Annotated in this window: 12 protein-coding genes and 1 pseudogene; 3 read left to right on the forward strand and 10 right to left on the reverse strand. The window is 39.0% G+C overall.

All coding sequences use genetic code 11. The annotated features are described in order from the left end of the window. Positions 1-120: 120 nt before the first annotated feature. The 6 genes from VTHSUH11_RS03115 to recQ form a co-directional block, all read right to left on the reverse strand. Positions 121-1182, reverse strand: a complete 1062-nt coding sequence (locus tag VTHSUH11_RS03115) for a hypothetical protein (protein ID WP_105092617.1) — start codon at positions 1180-1182, stop codon at positions 121-123. 161 nt (positions 1183-1343) lie between these two features. Next, entirely contained in the window at positions 1344-2828 is a 1485-nt protein-coding gene (locus VTHSUH11_RS03120; protein WP_105092618.1) for an aldehyde dehydrogenase family protein, read from the reverse strand. A gap of 270 nt (positions 2829-3098) precedes the next feature. Beyond that, entirely contained in the window at positions 3099-5276 is a 2178-nt protein-coding gene (locus VTHSUH11_RS03125; RefSeq protein WP_105092619.1) for a Tex family protein, read from the reverse strand. Continuing rightward, entirely contained in the window at positions 5276-5770 is a 495-nt protein-coding gene (locus VTHSUH11_RS03130) for a dihydrofolate reductase (RefSeq protein ID WP_105092620.1), read from the reverse strand. The genes VTHSUH11_RS03125 and VTHSUH11_RS03130 overlap by 1 nt, the downstream gene beginning before the upstream one ends. Before the next feature lie 9 nt (positions 5771-5779). Further along, positions 5780-6571 carry a thymidylate synthase gene (locus VTHSUH11_RS03135; RefSeq protein ID WP_105092621.1) on the reverse strand — a complete coding sequence of 264 codons (792 nt, stop codon included), beginning with the start codon at positions 6569-6571 and terminating at the stop codon, positions 5780-5782. A 60-nt stretch (positions 6572-6631) separates the two neighbouring features. Further along, a complete protein-coding gene (gene recQ / locus VTHSUH11_RS03140; RefSeq protein ID WP_105092622.1) occupies positions 6632-8464 on the reverse strand; it encodes a DNA helicase RecQ in 1833 nt (610 codons plus the stop codon). Between the two features lie 272 nt (positions 8465-8736). Between recQ and putP the strand changes: the two genes are divergently transcribed. After that, positions 8737-10224, forward strand: coding sequence for a sodium/proline symporter PutP (gene putP / locus VTHSUH11_RS03145; protein WP_105092623.1), 1488 nt, complete (start codon positions 8737-8739; stop codon positions 10222-10224). Between the two features lie 42 nt (positions 10225-10266). Here the strand turns inward: putP and VTHSUH11_RS03150 are convergent, their stop codons facing one another. From VTHSUH11_RS03150 to nifJ, 3 genes and pseudogenes are all read right to left on the reverse strand, one after another. Then, positions 10267-11295, reverse strand: coding sequence for a helix-turn-helix transcriptional regulator (locus tag VTHSUH11_RS03150; RefSeq protein ID WP_105092624.1), 1029 nt, complete (start codon positions 11293-11295; stop codon positions 10267-10269). 278 nt (positions 11296-11573) lie between these two features. Beyond that, positions 11574-13163 carry a class I SAM-dependent methyltransferase gene (locus tag VTHSUH11_RS03155; protein WP_105092625.1) on the reverse strand — a complete coding sequence of 530 codons (1590 nt, stop codon included), beginning with the start codon at positions 13161-13163 and terminating at the stop codon, positions 11574-11576. 185 nt (positions 13164-13348) lie between these two features. Continuing rightward, positions 13349-16889: pseudogene (gene nifJ, locus VTHSUH11_RS03160) on the reverse strand (pyruvate:ferredoxin (flavodoxin) oxidoreductase). Positions 16890-17274: 385 nt separating this feature from the next. On the opposite strand from nifJ, the gene VTHSUH11_RS03165 reads away from it, so the two are divergent. Continuing rightward, a complete protein-coding gene (locus VTHSUH11_RS03165) occupies positions 17275-18198 on the forward strand; it encodes a LysR family transcriptional regulator (RefSeq protein ID WP_105092626.1) in 924 nt (307 codons plus the stop codon). Next, the gene (locus tag VTHSUH11_RS03170) at positions 18198-18617 is read left to right on the forward strand and encodes a hypothetical protein (RefSeq protein ID WP_059363868.1); all 420 of its coding nucleotides are present in this window, start codon (positions 18198-18200) and stop codon (positions 18615-18617) included. The genes VTHSUH11_RS03165 and VTHSUH11_RS03170 overlap by 1 nt, the downstream gene beginning before the upstream one ends. 91 nt (positions 18618-18708) lie before the next feature. On the opposite strand, the gene VTHSUH11_RS03175 is transcribed toward VTHSUH11_RS03170, so the two are convergent. After that, positions 18709-20025, reverse strand: a complete 1317-nt coding sequence (locus tag VTHSUH11_RS03175) for an MFS transporter (RefSeq protein WP_105092627.1) — start codon at positions 20023-20025, stop codon at positions 18709-18711. Positions 20026-20102: the final 77 nt, after the last annotated feature.

The raw sequence follows: 20102 nt of genomic DNA on the forward strand, positions 1-20102 counted from the left end.
TTCTAGCGAAAAGTCATAATCTGCTATTAGCTTATCTTTTCTATGAGCAGTTCATTGGTCATTGTAGCTTTATCACCAGAACCATTAAATATCTTTGCAATTAAATGTCCTCCTTGAGCTTCACCTATCATCAATTCTTATAATCCTCCTAAAGAAATCATATCCACCATTTATATAATCACCTATTGATAATTCCTTATCTTTAAAGTATGGCGAAACCGGAAAATAACCCCAAACAACACCTAATCCCCCACATATATTACGGCCACCATCTCCACCTTTATAGGAAAATCCCTCATCATCATATACGATTTCTCTGCAGTATGGATCATCACCGATAATCAATCCAAAAAAGTTTTCCTTTTCTAATGTATACTCTCCATCATTATCCATCCATTCCATATGTTTTAAATTCATAGAGAAATCTATATTATTTCCCCAAGGGAAAATAGTTCTACACCCCTTGCCAGATAAATACTCCCATTCTCTTTGTGTAGGAAGAGAGTATCCATTATCTTTTATGTTTTGTAACAGTTTCTTAAATGTGGTGACTTCATAATATTTGCCACACCAATTGCTATCATCTGTTTTATATAAGCAAACTGTGTTGTGAACCATAACTTCAGAAAGGCCTTTTATCTCGGCTTTTTTAATCATATTTTGCCACTCTTTATTTTGTATAAGTTCCTCTTCGGAAATAGGTATCCAACAGGTTTCACTATACGTTTTTTGTACTAAAAGCGGATGTATTATAAATTCACCCTCTTGGGTAAAATTATGCGTAAGATAATTTTCTATGTTAGATATTATTGCCTCATCTGCCAGTGCTTCGCTAATCTTAGTTAAAATACCCTCTTCACTATAAATTTCATCTTCGTAACCATCTAAAAATACATAGACAAGATCCATTAAGCTTTCTTTATCAAAAATATCTTGCAACTTTTTATTGTCAAAATTAAGACCGAGCCTAACGGTATCCCCAGGAACAAATACAAAATCTATGCCATCATATGAACGATATATTGCCGTATAGGTGGATTTACCAAATGCATCAAATTCATCAAAACATAGTAACTCTAAATTATATATTTTTCCGATTTGACTTAATAATTCTTCCTTATCCTTAATAGATAATAAATCATATTGGGGATTATACAGTTTTTTGAAGGGAATATGATTCATTGTCTCTCCAGTCTCTTCTACAGTACACTCTTATATGCCCTTAATTATAACATATGGTATACATCCATATATAAAAGACTGGCCTCAAGCTATGCCAAAAAAGGCACCTCTTCGAGGTGCCTTCTCATCAAATATAAGTAAAAGGAAAATCTATTAAATTATTAATCTAAATCATAAAACCCAGATGGTTTATCACTTAAATTTACAATGATGTTTTTCATTTGAGTGTAGTGTTCCAAAATAACCTTGTGTGTTTCACGGCCGATACCAGATTGTTTGTAACCACCGAATGGTGCGCCTGCTGGGATGGAGTTATATGTATTAACCCACATACGACCTGTTTCGATTGCTCGAGCTACACGGATAGCACGGTTAAGGTTTTGAGTAAATACGCCACCACCAAGACCGTATAGGCTATCATTGGCTTGTTCGATTACTTCGTCTTCGCTATGGAATTTAATCACTACTGCCACCGGACCAAAGATTTCTTCACGAGCTACGCGCATATCATTTGTAGCATCTACGATAAGTGTAGGTCTTACGAAGCAACCTTTACCAAGTTCGCCATCGGTAACGCGTACACCACCTGCTACGACGCGAGCACCTTCTTCTTTAGCTAGTTCTACATAGCTAAGTACTTTCTTAACTTGATCTTCGTAAATCAAGGAACCCAGTTGAGTAGATTCTTCCCATGGTAAGCCAACTTTTACCTTATCAAATAATTTAGAAAGTTCAGCTACAAATTTATCATAAATTGTATCTTGTACGAAAATACGGGATCCAGCGCAGCATACTTGACCTTGGTTAAAGAGGATGCCGAGCATTGCCCCATCAAGAGCTTGTTTCCAGTTCGCATCGTCAAAGAAGATATTCGCAGATTTACCGCCTAATTCCAAAGTAGCAGGAATCAAGCGTTCAGATGCCGCTTTATATACATCAAGACCTACTTCTGTAGAGCCGGTGAAAGCAAGTTTACTGAAACCAGGATGATCTAGGATGTACTGCCCAGATTTAGAACCTTTACCCGTAATAATGTTTACAACGCCTGGAGGCAAGATTTCTTTCAAAATATCGCCTAATACTAAAAGGCTAAGAGATGTATGACTAGAAGGTTTGATGACAACCGTACAACCTGCCGCAAGAGCTGGTGCCAATTTCCAAGCAGCCATTAGGAACGGGAAGTTCCAAGGTACCACTTGACCAACTACACCAATTGGTTCACGCACAACAAGGCTCAATGTATTTTCATCAAATACTTGTGCAGAACCTTCTTCTGCGCGAAGTACGCCAGCGAAGTAACGGAAATGGTCTGCACCAAGTGGAATATCCACGTTTAATGTTTCACGGATTGGTTTACCATTGTCATAGGTTTCAACTTGTGCCAAATGTTCTTTATGCGCATCAATAGCATCTGCGATTTTCAATAAATAATCAGCACGATCTACTTGAGATACATGTTTCCAAGTTTTGAAAGCCTCTGTTGCAACCTCCACAGCTTTATCAACATCGGCCTGTGTAGCCTCTGCACAAATAGCGAGTTGGTCGCCATTTGCAGGATTATATACGGCAAACTCAGCACCATCAGATGCTGGTACCCATTCATTATTAATCAAAAGACCATATTTTTCTTTAATGTTTAAACTCATAGTATCCTCCTTTAATGGATAATGACTATTAATTACTTTCTATGGCTTCATCATACACCTAACATCTATTTTTTTCAATCTATTTTATTATTTTCGATATAACGATTTTAGTGCATTCTCAATAGCTTTAATCTATATCAAAATCGATATGCTTATCACTTTTTACGATAACTCTAACTATAAAAAAGGAGACCTTTATTACCTAAAGGACTCCTTTTAATCATGCACATTTTTGACATGTATAAAGTTTTACGAATTACCCCAAAGAGATTACGCCTTTTTCTTGTCTTTATTTCTCAATGACTTGACGGATAATCCGATACGATTTCTCTTTACATCTACAGAGATAATCTCGGCTTCAATAATATCGCCTACAGCAAGTACATCAGAAGGATGTTGTTTCGCCTTACATAGTTCGCTACGATGTAATAGACCATTGGTTTTTAAACCAAAATCGATGAAGGCACCAAAATCTACCACATTATGTACCGTACCTTTTACAACTGTACCAACCTTGATATCCTCAAGACTTACTACATGTTTACGTGTCAGAGGTGCTGGTAAATCTTCCCGTGGATCACGACCTGGCTTAGCAAGAGCTGCAATGATATCTCGCACAGTAGGAATACCCGCATCAAGCTTATGCGCCATCTTATCTACATCAACCAATGGTAATTTGACCTGTAATGCTTCAAGTTGGGATTTATCTTGTAAATCCTTTAATGTAAAACCTAGCTCGCCAATGATACGTTCCGCTAATTCATAAGACTCAGGATGAACAGATGTATTATCCAGTGGATTCTTAGCACCATTTAATCGCAAGAAACCGGCACACTGAGTAAATGCTGCAGGACCTAAGCGTGGCACCTTTAATAGTTGCTTACGACTAGTAAACCCACCATTTTCTTGACGAAATGCTACGATATTTTTTGCTACCGTACCAGAAATGCCTGCAATATGTTGCAAAATCGCTGGAGATGCCGTATTAAGTTCAACCCCCACATGGTTTACTACAGATTCAACTACTTGGTCTAATGTATGAGTTAATTGCTTTTGATTTACATCATGTTGATATTGACCTACACCGATAGACTTAGGATCGATTTTAACAGATTCTGCTAATGGATCTTGTACACGTCGTGCAATAGATACGGCGCCGCGAATCGTTACGTCTAAATCTGGCAATTCATCAATAGCCAATTTTGAAGCAGAATATACAGATGCACCCGCTTCATTAGTAATGATGTAGTGGCAATCTAATTTTTCCTCTTCAATCATCTTAGACGCAAATTGTTCTGTTTCATAAGAGGCCGTACCATTACCGATAGACAAGAGCGTCACATTAAATTTACGAATTTTCTCAGCTAATTTCTTTTGTGCTTCTTGTTTTAGTTTTTCACTATTTGTTAAATAGTAAGCACCATAATCGAGTACATTCCCTTGCGCATCGATAATAGCCATCTTACAACCCGTACGATACCCAGGATCAAGGCCCATAATGACATGGCCTGCCAATGGTGGTTGCAATAAGAGGTTTTTAAGATTTACGCCAAACACCTTAATTGCTTGCTCATCAGCAGATTCAGTTAACTCATTGCGAATATCCCTCTCAAGGGCAGGGAAAATCAAACGTTTGTATGCATCTGCTACGGCGCTAGCTTTCACATCACTAAAAATAGATTGTTCATTTTTAGTAATACCATGCACCATATATTGAATATAGGATTCATCGGGTACGGTTAGGGCCAATTTAAGAGCCCCTAATTTTTCGCCTCGATTAACTGCCAAGATACGATGGGACGGCATCTGCCGAACTGGTTCAGCATACTCATTATATTGAAGGAATTGGTCCTTGTGTTCATTATCTTCTACGAGTTCCGCTTGGATAAAACCTTCCTTCCACATACGCTTACGAAGAGTAGCGCGAAAATCTGCACTGTCGCTGACGATTTCTGCAACGATATCCGATGCACCTTGAATGGCATCCTCTGGCGTAGGCACCTCTTCAGAAATATATTCCTTTGCGATATCTAATGAATTGCCCGATGTTACTGTATCGTTTACTATCATTTCCGCTAATGGCTCAAGACCTCGTTCACGGGCAATCATGGCCCGTGTCCGTTTCTTAGGTCGATATGGTAAATACAAATCTTCTAATTCTTGTAATTTTACAGCTTTCATCAAAGATGCCATCAATTCATCAGTCATCTTGTCTTGTTCTGTAATAGCATTGATGATTTCTTGGCGTCGTGCTTCTAAATTGCGCAAATATTTAATACGTTCTTCAACAGTTCGCAGCTGTTCATCTTGTAGTTCGCCTGTTACTTCCTTTCTGTAACGAGCGATAAACGGCACCGTATTTCCTTCGTCTAATAGAGTAACCGCAGCTTCTACTTGACCGGTCTTAACGCCTAATTCCTTTGCGATAATGGCAAACATTGATTCCATTAGTTATGTCCTTTTCTTTCATAGGTTACAAATCGATGAGGGTATTTATTTTTATCATCTACCGTTCCCTCTACAACAGAGGTAATGGTGAAAGCTGACGCATCGAATTCAGGGAAATGCGCATCCCCTTCAAATTCATGGTCAACCTCGGTAATATGCATTACATCTACATAAGGTAAAAAGGCTTCGTAAATTTGGGCACCCCCAATCACATAGGCTACATCAAGATTTTTTGCAGCCTCTACAACAGCCTCTGGTGAGGAGAATACACGAACTCCTTCCGGTGCATTAAAACCTTTATTTGTTGTAATCACCCAATGCTCTCGATTGGGCAACAAAAAAGGCAAGCTTTCAAAGGTCTTTCGGCCCATAATAATAACATGGCCTGTCGTTTTTTCCTTGAAGAATTTCAAATCATTGGGCAAATGCCAAATCAGAGAATTATCTTTGCCGATAACGCGGTGATGTGCAACCGCTACAATCAATGCTAACATAGTATCCCCCTAAACAGCTACGGTCATGGATAATTTACCTAAATGTTCATACCCTTCTAACACGATATCTTCTGGTGTAAAATCGTAAAAATCAGTGATGTCTGGATTTACATGAATTGTCGGTGCCGGTAACGCTTGATTACGACGAGCCAACTGCTCACGCAATGCTTCTACATGATTTTCGTAAACATGTGCATTATTAATAACATGCGTGAATTTTCCCGGTTTCAAGCCCGTTACTTGAGCAATCATACATAAGAGTGCTGCATATTGAGCCGTATTAAATGGAACACCAAGCCCCATATCACCACTGCGTTGGATGAGCATGCAGTTTAAATAGCCATCACCTACATCCCACAATGTTTCATACGCACAAGGTTGCAAAGCCATATCAGGCAAATCCTCAATATTCCATAATGTAACAATCATGCGGCGACTATCCGGATCCTCTTTTATGGTTTTGATGAGATTATCCAATTGTTTATATTTAGAGATTTGGTATCCATATGCCTTGCCAATAGTGCCATCTTCACGCATCCATTCGTCCCATACGTGGACATTCATGTCTTGCAGTTTACGCACATCATTAGACTGCATCTGCCAAATCCACAACAATTCTTTCACCGCTGTTTTAAAGGCCACAAACTTTGTAGTAAGAATGGGAAATTCCTCTCGTAAATCAAATTGCATGATTTGCTGTGGCAATTTATAGGTAGCGATACCAGTTCGATTTTGACCATAAATACCATGATCTAAAATATTTTCAATAATATTGAGATATTGTGTATCTGCTAAGCTCATAGTTCCCCCTAACGGAATGTAACATTCCCTTAATATAATGCGCCTAATAACGCCTTATCATTATCCCTTATATTGTTCAATGACCTCCAAAAATGAAAGTCCATATTTTTTCAATTTTGCTTCCCCTACGCCTTTTATATTGCCGAATTCACCTAATGTACTAGGTCGTACATTGGCTAAATCGATAAGTACCGTATCTGGAAATATAATATATGGCGGTACCCCTAGCTGTGAGGCTAGTTGTTTACGATGTTGTCGTAAATGTTCAAATAAGCCACCTGAGCCAGACCGAGGCACTTCGGAGCGAGATATAGATGCAGACTTCTTTGTTTTACGAGAAGGTACAATGACCTCTTGTCGAATTTCTTCTACCTCTTTATGTCCAGCTAACACCTCTTCTGCGCCAGCTGTAACAGATAAAATGGGGTATTTCCCCATAGAGCTCCGCAAATAGCCAGAGGCTACAAATTGTTGAATCAGCCCTTTTATTTCCTTATCACCTATATCTGATAAATAACCAAATACAGATAATGCATCGAGTCTAGCGCGTGTAATTCGATCTGTTCGTTCACCACGCACAATGGAGGAAATCATAGAGGCACCATACCGCTCCTCTGTGGCGATAATGGCACGGAATATGGCCTTCGCCTCTTTCGTAACATTAACACGTTCCCCTTTTGTATTACAAGAACTGCAGTTACTGCATTCGAGCCACGGAACGATTTCACCAAAATAGGCGAGCATATATTTCCTTAGACATGTACTACAGAAACAGTAATCAATCATAGATTGTAATTTTCTAAGTTCTACCTGCTCACGTTGTGGTTCTAGATGACCTTGTTCAATCAAATACTTATGAACGCGCACATCTTGCCCACTATAGAGCAATATACATTCCGCCGGTGCACCATCGCGCCCTGCACGTCCCGCCTCTTGATAGTAGGACTCCATATTGCGCGGCATTTGATAATGCAACACATAGCGCACATTACTCTTGTCGATACCCATGCCAAATGCATTCGTCGCAACCATAACTTGTAATTGGTCAAAGGCATATTTATTCTGCATATCTTGGCGCATCTCATCGGATAAACCGGCGTGGTAATATCCAGTTTGGATGCCGGCACGCGTCAAATTATCATAGACCCGCTCTACATCCTTTCGAGTAGAGCAATAGATGATACCATTTTCATTACTATGACGACGAACATAGTCGACTACATAATCCATACGCTTAGGTGTGCGCACCACAGAAAACGATAGATTAGGCCTATCAAATCCCGTAACATACACATTTGCACAATCTAAGCCTAATAATTTTTTAATATCATTTTCTACTGCCTTCGTAGCAGTCGCTGTGAAAGCCCCTACTACGGGACGTTTAGGCAAACTAGATAGCCAATCGCCAATCAATCTGTAGGACGGTCTAAAATCATGGCCCCACTGTGAAATACAGTGTGCTTCATCGACAATAACTTGGGAAATCGGCATAGAGCGTAATACATTACAAAAGAAATTAGATCCTAGTCGTTCTGGTGCAATATATAGTAATTTAATCTTTCCACTACGCACCTCGTACATGGTCTTATTAAATTCAGTTTGCGTTAGTGTACTATTGATTAAGGCAGCCGGTATATTTTGATCCACCAAGCTATCTACTTGATCTTTCATAAGCGATATTAAGGGTGAAAACACAATGGATATGCCCGATTTACAGAGGGCTGGAATTTGAAAGCATATCGATTTCCCAGCGCCTGTAGGCATAATAGCTACTACGTCCTCATTTTGTAATAAAGATGCTACCGGTGCCTCCTGAGCTGGGCGAAAAGAGGTATACCCAAAGTAGGTTTGCAATAATTGCAAGGCACGGTTACGTAGATTATTAGTCACCATCGTATTCCTCCTTTCACTATCGTTACTATAAAAATATACTTAATGTAGCATAGAATTTACCGAAAACAAACTATTATATCTATATATTGTATCATTTTTTTAGTCATTTTACATTTAATATCATCGATTTATCTCATTCATTTTTAGCAAAATTTACATGACCATTGTCTAAATTCCTTTATTTCTTTATCCTATAGAATCATAATTTATGGTACAATAACTATTATGTATTTTAACGTGACGATACAATCTTAAGGAGGTTTTATATAGGCATGACACAAGACAATTTAATGATTATAATCGCCTTTGCCTTGTATTTGGGACTGATGATGTACATTGGCGTCTATTACTATCGCAAATCTAATAGTATTGGGGACTATATACTGGGCGGTCGCCAACTAGGGCCTTGGATCACCGCACTAAGTGCCGAAGCATCAGATATGAGTGGTTGGATGCTTATGGGCGTACCTGGCTTAGCCTATACGACAGGTATCTCAGGCCTTTGGATTGCCGTAGGCCTTACCTTGGGGACTTGGGCTAACTGGAAATTCGTATCCCGTAGATTGCGCAACCACACCGAGGTAGCTAGTGACAGCTTAACGCTACCTGATTATTTAAAGAATCGCTTCCACGATCAATCTCATTCAGTAGCTGTTATTTCCGCATTGTTTATATTAATCTTCTTCCTTATCTACACATCCTCTGGATTTGTGGCAGGTGGTAAATTATTTAACACCATCTTTGGTTTAGACTACACATTGTCCCTATTTATTACAGCAGGCATCGTAGTTTTCTATACCTTCCTTGGAGGTTTCCTCGCCGTATCCTGGACAGATTGCATTCAAGGTGCTTTGATGTTCTTTGCTATCTTAGCAGTACCGATTACTGCAGCCATGTACTTAGGCGGACCGATTGAAACGATGCAACTGATTCAAAGCGAATTCCCACAAGGTTTAAACCTATTTGGTGATACGAGCGATATGTTTGCACTCATTATCGGTATTATTTCGTCTCTAGGTTGGGGCCTTGGCTATTTCGGTCAGCCACATATTTTAGTACGTTTCATGGCCATTTCCGATGCTAAGGAATTAAAAAAATCAACGAATATTGCTATGGTTTGGGTTATCCTCTCCTTATTAGCTGCCATCTTCGTAGGTCTCATCGGCAATGTATATATGTTACCAGAAAGATTATTTGGTACTGATGCGGAAACAATCTTCCTCGTTATGACTGAACGTTTATTTACACCCTTTGTAGCTGGTCTCATTTGGTCCGCTGTACTAGCAGCTATCATGAGTACTGCATCTGCACAATTATTGGTAACAGCCTCTGCTATCTCTAATGACTTTTATGCTAATATCATCCATAAAACAGCATCCGATAAAGAACTCGTTCTTGTAAGTCGTATCGTTGTTTTATTAGTGGCTGCAGTATCTATTTTCCTAGCATTAAACCCTGATAGTCTTATCTTGACTATGGTTGCTTATGCATGGGCTGGCTTTGGTGCCGCTTTTGGTCCGGCCATACTCTTCTCCCTGTTTTGGAAACGCATGACACGCCGTGGTTGTATTGCGGGCATCGTTATAGGTGGTCTTACCGTTTTAATCTGGAAACAATTTGCCTTCTTAGGCCTCTATGAAATCGTACCAGGATTTATTTTCTCCTCTATTGCGATTTACATTGTCAGCATCTTAGACAAATTACCTCCACGTTCTGTATTAAAAGATTATAAAGAAGCAGAAAAAATGCATGTTCTATAAGAGCATGCAAAAGGAGCTATTGATTACTCAATAGCTCCTTTTTTACACATATTGTGCTAATCCATCTCGAATAGCTTCACGTACATCAAACACTAATGATGAAGGTGACAACACTTTCACACTTTGCATATATTGTAGTGCCCAATATTTAAATGCTTCTCGATTAACATGAACTCGACATTCCACCTTGTGATCTGTCACCTTTGTAAATGTTACATTTCCATCAAACCAATCGAGGATTTGATTTACAATACTCCGCTTCGCTTCAAAGGATACGGTTACTGATTCACCACCAAACATATAAATATGTTCATTCATGTATTGTTGCACATTGAAGGTATTTTGATTGTGATAACCTTGAATATCTCGCAATGGCTTACGACGTATATCTAGTACATTAATCTGTCCAATTCTATCCACCCGAAGCGTAGACATATCATCGTGGTTATCGTGATTTCCAACCAAATAATATTGACCACGACTGGCCACTAATTGGTATGGGTTAAAAATGTAATTTCGTTCGTTACCTGTTGCATCAAGATTTGGATGAAGTTTTTTATCTACATCAGGCTGATAGTATACTAACGAAATCTTTCTCCCTTCCGTAACTGCTTTTTCAATGAGATCAATATTTAGGAATAACTCCTGACTTCTCATGAGATAGCCAGAAGTGCTATTAATTTGCCCTCCATGAGATTTAAAATAACGGCTACCTAATGATGAAACCTTGTTAATTAAATCTTGGCGCTGATTAGAGTTGATATGACGAGATGCCAATAAGCCATCAATTAGCAGATGTAATTCTGCTTCTTCAAAGGGATGAATCATATAAAAATTAGTGCGGCGAATAGAGCCATCTGCACCTAATGCAGACTCTTCACACTTAATATTGAAATTATCAGATTCATATAAATCATTTAGATGACGGCCCAAAGTTTTACGATCTACCGTCAATTCATATTTTTTTGCTAAGATGCTACGTATCTCTTCTTGGGAGAGCGTATGATTTGCATCTGTTTCATCTCTTAGGATTTCTAGTATATATACTAGCACAGCCTTTTTAGACGCCATGGGAACAACTCCTTTTACAATATACTTTTACTAACAACATAAAACATGGTGTATTACAACCACATCTTATATACATGTACACAAAATCACTCATATAAAGTATATCACAAAAGTCATCTTTACTTCATGTATTTTTCATATATTTCTTCATATTTCCTATATTTTTTTAGCAACTTATCATAACTAAATGTAATATTTATAAAATAATTTGAAAATATAAAAAATAAAAAATTAAAGACCAATCCTTAATGGTAAAAATTAGTCTTTATACATATTACTTATTTAATTTTATTTTCTAAGTATCCTAATGTTTCCATACGTTTAGTCAATTCAGTATAAAAAGCCTCGGCCATAGCCGTTTGATTTTTCGCTTGACCACCTTGATTACCACCGAAAATATTCTTTTTAATGGTATTAATAATGGTAGATTTTGCCTTTGGCTTATTTAGAATCTCCATAAACATCAAATCTTCATCGGATAAATTGTCTACCGCATCATTATCGGAGGTTGCACCATACATAAGCTCTGAACCACCTTCAACAATGGCTTTCACAAATTTTGTAAATCTAGCAGGTACGAAGGACTGCCCCTCCATATAGAAGGATTTTACATATGGATGTTTAAAGAAACGTAAGCCACCTCGTACAATATGTTCTGCCATAGCAACATATAATGCATTAACAGCAGTTTCTAGACTTTCATCATCACCCTTGGCAGCATCATTAGCAGCTTTCACAATCGCTAACGCCTCAATCATATTGAACTGGCCACCGTCTTTAATAATAGATCGGAATGTATCGCGCACAATATCATTCTCAAATATGGATAAAGCTTCTTCATCAAAGAGAATAGTATAGGTAAAACTATTAATAATGGTACGTATAGGTACTGAATTTACAAGTTCAGGGTTTCCCATATCATAGGATACAGTTTGTCCGTGATTAGCCTTACAGATAATAGATTTTCTAAATGTTGTATCCAACATAAAATCCAAATACTGTTCTTGAGCTACATGATCATTCGGGGCAAGTTTCTCTAATGTATCTGCAATATCAGAATCAAAACTACGCACCATGGATAATGTTAAATCAGCATCACATAAATATGCTAAATTATGCGCTTTTAAATGATCATTAAATTGATAGAAATATACAGGATCATTATTAGGTTCTAAATGGTCATGACCAACATAGTAATCGTCCTTTTGCATAACAGAACGAAGGGCACCTAAGAACTTACTATTTCGCTCTTTTAGATTATCGTATTTTAAGATTTGGCTGCCTACAATACTCCCCACTGTTTTACCATGAAGTACCTTTTCCTTATGGTTAAATTGTGCTTTATCACGGTTGCTAAACAGCATCAATTGACGGACTTCTTCCATTGTATGCCATCCTGGATAGGTATTATAGGACACATAAGCGATACCATCCTCTGCTAAATGTTCTTCAATAAGGCGTAGTAATGCATCCTTTACATCATTATCTACCCAGGAATAAACACCATGAGCAATAATGTAATCAAATGTCCCCAACGCACTACCAATAGATGCAATATCAAATTGAATCAAGGAAACATTTGTTAGACCTGCATTGGCAATAACTTCATTGCCCTTTTCAACTTGTTCTTGTGAAAGTTCAACACCTACAAATGTCGCCTCAGGATTAAATAAGGCTTGAGAAATAATATTGCCACCATAGGTTGCACCCAATTCTAATACCCTTGCAGTTTTTGGATTTGGCGCAGAAACTCCAAGCAATCCTGCATAGGCTTCAAGCGTAGCAGGGGTTGTATATGGGAAAGGCATGGATTTATATCCTAATTCACTATAAATTGTTTGTTGTACGTCATTTGTATTTGTAGTCATAATGTCCTCTATATTTAAATGCACATGTATCGTATAAATAACATATGGATAATACACATATACTATTTATTATACCAAAATCATGCGTTTTATACACCTTATCCCCTATCGATAAGCATGATAAGCGCAAAATAGGCATCCTCATAAGAGGATGCCTATTACTATATGCCGTTTGAAGAGACTAATTATTTAATGTCTTCGAAACCTTTTTGTAAGCGAACATAGCTTAAGCGACGTTCTTTAGCGTCTTGTTCAGTTTTAGCGAACAATTCTTCTGCAACGTCTGGAGCTGCTTTAGCCAAGGAAGCGTAACGAACTTCACCTTTAAGGAAGTTTTGGAACTCTTCGTAGTTGCCTTCTTTAGAATCCAAGGAGAATGGGGTTTTTACCTTCTTCTTTAAGTTGTGGATTGTATCTGTAAAGATCCCAGTAACCACAAGCAACTGCTTTGCGTTGTTCTTCTTGAGCTTTACCCATACCAGCTTTGATACCATGGTTAATACATGGGCTGTAAGCGATAATCAAGGATGGACCTGGATATGCTTCAGCTTCTGTGATAGCTTTCATCAATTGGTTTTTATCTGCACCCATAGCTACTTGTGCTACGTATACATAACCATAAGACATAGCCATCATGCCAAGGTCTTTTTTCTTAGTACGTTTACCAGCTGCCGCGAATTGAGCTACTGCTGCAATGTTAGTGGATTTAGAAGCTTGACCACCAGTGTTGGAGTATACTTCAGTATCGAATACGAAGATGTTGATGTCTTCGCCAGAAGCTAATACATGGTCAACACCACCGAAACCGATATCGTATGCCCAGCCGTCACCACCGAAGATCCAGTGGGAACGTTTGATCAAGAATTGTTTTTTCTCAAGAAGTTCTTTCAACTCAGGAGTTGTAGCACCTTCAGCTTCGATAGCTGCTACTAAACGTTCGGAACGTTGACGAGTAGCCGCACCAAGGTTAGCGAACTCAAGCCATTGTTCTAAAGCTTCTTTCAATTCACCAGTAGCAGTTTCAGCAGCTTTCGCAGCCACTTCTGCTAATTGTTGACGAACTTTCTTAACGCCGATGTACATACCATAACCATACTCAGCATTGTCCTCGAACAAGGAGTTAGCCCAAGAAGGACCTTGACCTTGTTGGTTAGTTGTGTATGGAGATGCAGGCATGGAAGCACCCCAGATGGAGGAACAACCAGTTGCATTGGCAATCATCATGCGGTCGCCGAATAATTGAGTTAACAATTTAGCGTAAGGAGTTTCACCACAACCTGCGCAAGCACCGGAGAACTCGAACAATGGTTGTTCGAATTGAGAACCTTTAAGGGTCTCTTTCTTCATAGGGTTTTCTTTTACAGGAAGGTTAACACCGTAATTCCAAGCTTCAGCTTGTTCAATTTCAGTGTCGATGGAAGTCATTACGATAGCTTTGCCTTTTGGAGATGGACAGATATCAACACAGTTACCGCAACCCAAGCAGTCTAATGGGGATACTGCGATACGGAATTGAAGATCTTTAGCGCCCATAGCAGGAATTGTATCGAAATGTTCTGGAGCTGCTGCCACTTCTGCTTCAGTTGCCAAGATTGGACGAATTGTAGCATGTGGACATACGAAGGAACATTGGTTACATTGGATACAGTTTTCTGGTAACCATTTTGGAACGAACAATGCAGGACCGCGTTTTTCGTATTTAGCAGTACCAGCAGGTAATGTACCATCTTCGTAACCAGCAAATGTGGATACAGGAAGATCATAACCAGCTTGTGCATTGATTGGTTGTGCAATGTTTTGAACGAAGGACGGACAAGATTCGCAACCAGGTTTAACTGCGTGACCGCCTTCATCAACAGCGTTTTTCCAGTCAGCTGGAACGTCAACTTTTACAAGTGCGCCAACGCCTTGGTCGATAGCAGCGTTGTTCATGTCAACGATGTTTTGACCTTTTTTACCGTAGGAAGTTACTACGGATTCTTTCAAGTATTTGATAGCATCATCTACAGGGATGATTTCAGTTAATTTGAAGAATGCAGCTTGAGTTACCATGTTGATACGACCGCCCAAACCGATTTCGGAAGCGATTTTCGCAGCGTTGATGATGTAGAAGTTCAATTCTTTTTCTGCGATTTCACGACGTAATTTAGCAGGTAAATGTTCGCTCAATTCTTCAGGGGACCAAGTACAGTTCAATAAGAATGTACCGCCTTTTTTGATACCGCGAATCAAGTCGTATTCATGTACATAGGATTGACGATGACATGCTACGAATTGAGGTTCAGTAATCAAGTAAGGTAAGTTGATTGGGTTGTTACCAAAACGAAGGTGAGACATTGTTACGCCACCAGATTTTTTGGAGTCGTAATCGAAGTATGCTTGAGCATACATATCAGTGTGGTCACCGATGATTTTGATAGCGGATTTATTCGCACCTACAGTACCGTCAGAACCGAAGCCCCAGAATTTACATTCAGTCAAACCAGGAGTTTCAACTTCTACGCCTTCAGCACGATCTAAGGACAAGAATGTAACATCATCATTGATACCCAATGTGAAGAATTTCTTACCATTTTCAGCGTTTAAGTTATCGAATACAGCTACGATGTCTGCAGGGATAACGTCTTTGGAGCTCAAACCATAACGACCAGCGATAACTTTTACGTTACGACCACCGTCAACTACAGCTGCTTGAACGTCTAAGAACAATGGTTCAGCCAAAGCGCCTGGTTCTTTTGTACGGTCAAGAACTGCAATGCGTTCTACAGTTTGAGGAAGTGCTTTCAACAAACGATCTGTTGCGAATGGACGGAACAAGTGAACGTTGATGAAACCAACTTTACGACCCAATTTGTTGAGGTAATCAACAGTGGATTGTACTACTTGAGCGGAAGAACCCATAGTTACGATTACATCAGTTGCATCAGGAGCACCATGGTAGTTGAACAATTGGTAGTTAGTGCCAGCCAATTTGTTGATTTCGTTCATGTAGTGTTCTACAACGTCAGGAACGTTTAGATAGAATTTATTGGATGCTTCGCGATGTTGGAAGTATACGTCAGGGTTTTCTGCAGTACCACGAGTTACAGGAGCATCTGGGTTCAAAGCGTTTTTACGGAAAGCTTGAACTGCTTCCATATCAACTAATGGTTTCAAATCTTCATAGTCCCAGATTTCGATTTTTTGAATTTCGTGGGATGTACGGAAACCGTCGAAGAAGCTGATGAAAGGTACACGAGTTTTAATAGCAGTCAAGTGAGCAACTGCAGACAAGTCCATTACTTCTTGTACGGAGGATTCAGCTAGCATAGCGCAACCAGCTGCACGAGCAGCCATTACGTCTTGGTGGTCACCGAAGATAGCCAATGCATGTGCAGCTAATGCACGAGCAGCTACTTGGAATACACCTGGGAGTAATTCGCCTGCTACTTTGTATAAGTTAGGAAGCATCAATAACAAACCTTGGGAAGATGTGAAAGTTGTTGTCAATGCACCAGCTTGTAAGGAACCGTGGAATGCGGCAGCGGCACCTGCTTCAGATTGCATTTCTACAACTTGTACAGTGTTACCGAAGATGTTTTTACGACCAGCAGCAGACCATTCGTCAATGTGTTCTGGCATTGGAGAAGATGGTGTGATTGGGTAAATCGCAGCAACTTCTGTAAAACCATAAGAAACGTGAGCAGCCGCTTGGTTGCCGTCCATAGTTTTAAATTTACGACTCATGTGATTATTGCCTCCTTAAGCATTTAGCAAAAATAGAACACTTGCTTAATCTATCATTATGTTTAGGAATAACAACCATTACAAACTTGCGTACATGAAAAAATAATGCAATAATATATATGTTATATATAAATATGGCATTATGAAGTACAAACTATTTTGTAGTGGGCACAACCATAATTCCTAATATCATAACTTGATATAGCCCTATAAACTCATTATAACGTGGCGAGCTATATCAAAGCAATACATACAGCGCTTGGTACCTTGCCAATATCGCTATCCATACTTTACTTAATGTAATAGCTGATTGCATTTTAGTAATAACTATTCTCATTTAAGGTTTTCCTTTATATCACATCCTTTTATTTACAGGGGGTTAGTTATGGATTTTCACCATTTAAAATACTTCGTAGAAGTAGCTGATCAAAAGAGCTTTAGTAAAGCAGCAAGAAATTTACATATCTCACAATCCGCGATTAGCCGCACAATAAAAGCATTAGAAGATGAATTAGGCGTTGTCCTTTTCATGCGTAATGCCAAATCCGTAGAACTCACTGATGGTGGTACCATCTTTTTAACTCATGCAAAACGTGTTGTGTTCATGTTTGAACATTTAAAAACAGATTTTGAAAACGAATTTCGTTTGGAGCAAGGTTCCATCCGTATTGGTATCCCTCCTATTACGGACGCACCAATTTTTGCACAATTATTAGGCGAATTTAAAAAGGTATATCCACAAATTGATTTAGAATTATACGAACAAGGTTCTAAGAAGGTTGAAATCAGTGTTCAAGAAGGTCTAATCGATATTGGTATCATCTGTACAAAACCAAATCCTAAAGAATTTGAAGCTTTTTATCTTACATCTGATCCATTGTCCGTAATCCTTCCTAAAACTAGTCCACTAGCTAAAGAACCGGAAATTCGTTTAGAAATGCTTTCAGAGGAATCCTTCGTTCTCCATAAAGACGATTTCAATTTACATGATGAAATTATCAAAGCTTGTAAACACACAGGTTTCCAACCTCATATCGTTTTTGAAACGAGCCAACGTGATCTCATGTTACAAACTGTTAGTGCTGATCTTGCCATCGCCTTACTACCATCTCGCCTCTGTCCTGAGGTAGGTGAAAATACAGAGGTTGGTTCCAAGGTTGTAGTACGCCCTCTTGTTCCAGAAATCATCCATACATTATATGTTATCTGGAAAAAAGGTCACTACCTCTCCCATGCTTCTCGCTTGTGGTTAGACTTCGTTAACTCCAAATTACCATTACCTGGTCTACAATTGGAGGGCCACAAATAATGAATAAACCATCTGGGCTCGCAGCAAAATTGCGGGCCCTTTTGAAAGCTAAAGAAACGCCTATGTGGGCTGTTATTTTGATTCTAATCACCGTTATCATTATTCAGCAAATCCAAATATCAGAATTACAATGGCGCGTTGATGAAGATCATGATGGATCCTCTATCGAAAGTGTCGCTGGTCGACTTTATATTTTAGAAGGTATGGCCAATAAACACGCCGATCAAATTGAGGAACTAGAAACATATATCCGTCAATTACAAAATGATGGTGCCAGATATGACTGGGAACTCAAACAATTAGAATGGTTACATCCAGAACTCAAGGTAATTCCTCCTGACGGGAATCCTAACCCTTTGAAATCGACAGATCTCAACCTAGATATGAACCCTGGAAAAGTGCCCGATGTAAAGAAATAGAATAAAGAGCTATATCTATAGATAGCACCGATACCATGTGTATAAGTGTATTAAAGATATAGCTCTTTTTATTTGCCAATTAATTCTATATTTAGTTATCCTTATGTTCCATTGATTTTGGTAATGTTAAAATCAATAGACCTGCGAGGAACATACAAGCGCCCATTACATAGTAGCCCATTGCAAAGCTACCAGTATGTCCGTTGATAAAACCAAGCATATAAGGGCCTACCCAACCGCCTACATTACCAGAGGAATTAATAAGTCCCATAGCGCCTGCTGCAGCTGCACCCGATAAGAATGTAGTTGGCATTGTCCACCATACGCCCATACCACCATACACTCCAACAGCTGTTAAACAAATAAACAACAAACTGATTTCTGGTGATGGACTATGTGGTGTTGCAAGGAAACCAATCGTACCTATAAACAACGTGGTAGCAACATGCCAACGTTTTTCATTGCGTTTCTCAGAGGAATAACCACAATATACTTGAACAAGTAATGCCGCCGTCATCGGAATCGCAATAGACCAGGCTACAACACTTGGTGGCCAACCAGATAAGCTTTTAAGAACTTGAGGCATCCAGAAACTAAAGCCCCAGAACCCAATAACCCACAAGAAATAGATTAAGGACAAACGCAATACCTTAGGATCCTTTAATGCTTGCCACGTAGTATATTTTTTCACCGCTTGTTTTTGAGCCTCTTCCTTAGCAAGCTCTTCTTTCATATAAGCCTTCTCAGCATCCGTTACCCAAGATGCTTCTTCTGGTTTTTCTTTCATCCAGAATGCGAAAATGAAAGCAAATATAACGGCAGGCAAGGCCTCCACAATAAACAATGTACGCCAACCATGTAGGCCAAAGAATGTTGTATCTAGTAATACACCCGCTAAAGGTCCACCGATGATGTTAGAGAACAACAAGGATGTGAGCATCAAAGAAATTGCTTTAGCCCGTTCTTTTGGTAGGAACCAGTTAGGTATCAAAAGTGAATATACTACTGGATATAATGACGCTTCACATAAGCCTAAAAGAAATCTGTACAAGTAGAATTCCCACTCTGTGGTCATCGTAGTCATGAGGACACATACAATCCCCCAACTAAACATAATACGTGCTACCCAATGCATTGCATTGCAGCGCGCAGCAATCAACGATGCAGGTACCTCAAACAATACATAGCCAATAAAGAAAATACCGGCGCCCATACCAAAAACCTCTGGTGTTAGCCACGGTAAATTTTCCTTCATTGTTAGTCCCGCATAGGCAATATTTACACGGTCTAAAAAGGCAATGATAGAAACAATAAATAATGGTAGGACTACATGGAGCATACGCCGACTCGTAAAATCCTTAAAATCGATAGCCTCACTTCGAGACTCAGTTACAGATGATGAATTCATAAGATTCCTTTCTACTTACTATGATGATACTTACCATAATATATTAAAAAAACAAATGTCCTCTGTCAATAATATTA

Source organism: Veillonella tobetsuensis (assembly GCF_002959935.1).
In the GTDB taxonomy this organism is placed as follows: domain Bacteria; phylum Bacillota; class Negativicutes; order Veillonellales; family Veillonellaceae; genus Veillonella; species Veillonella tobetsuensis.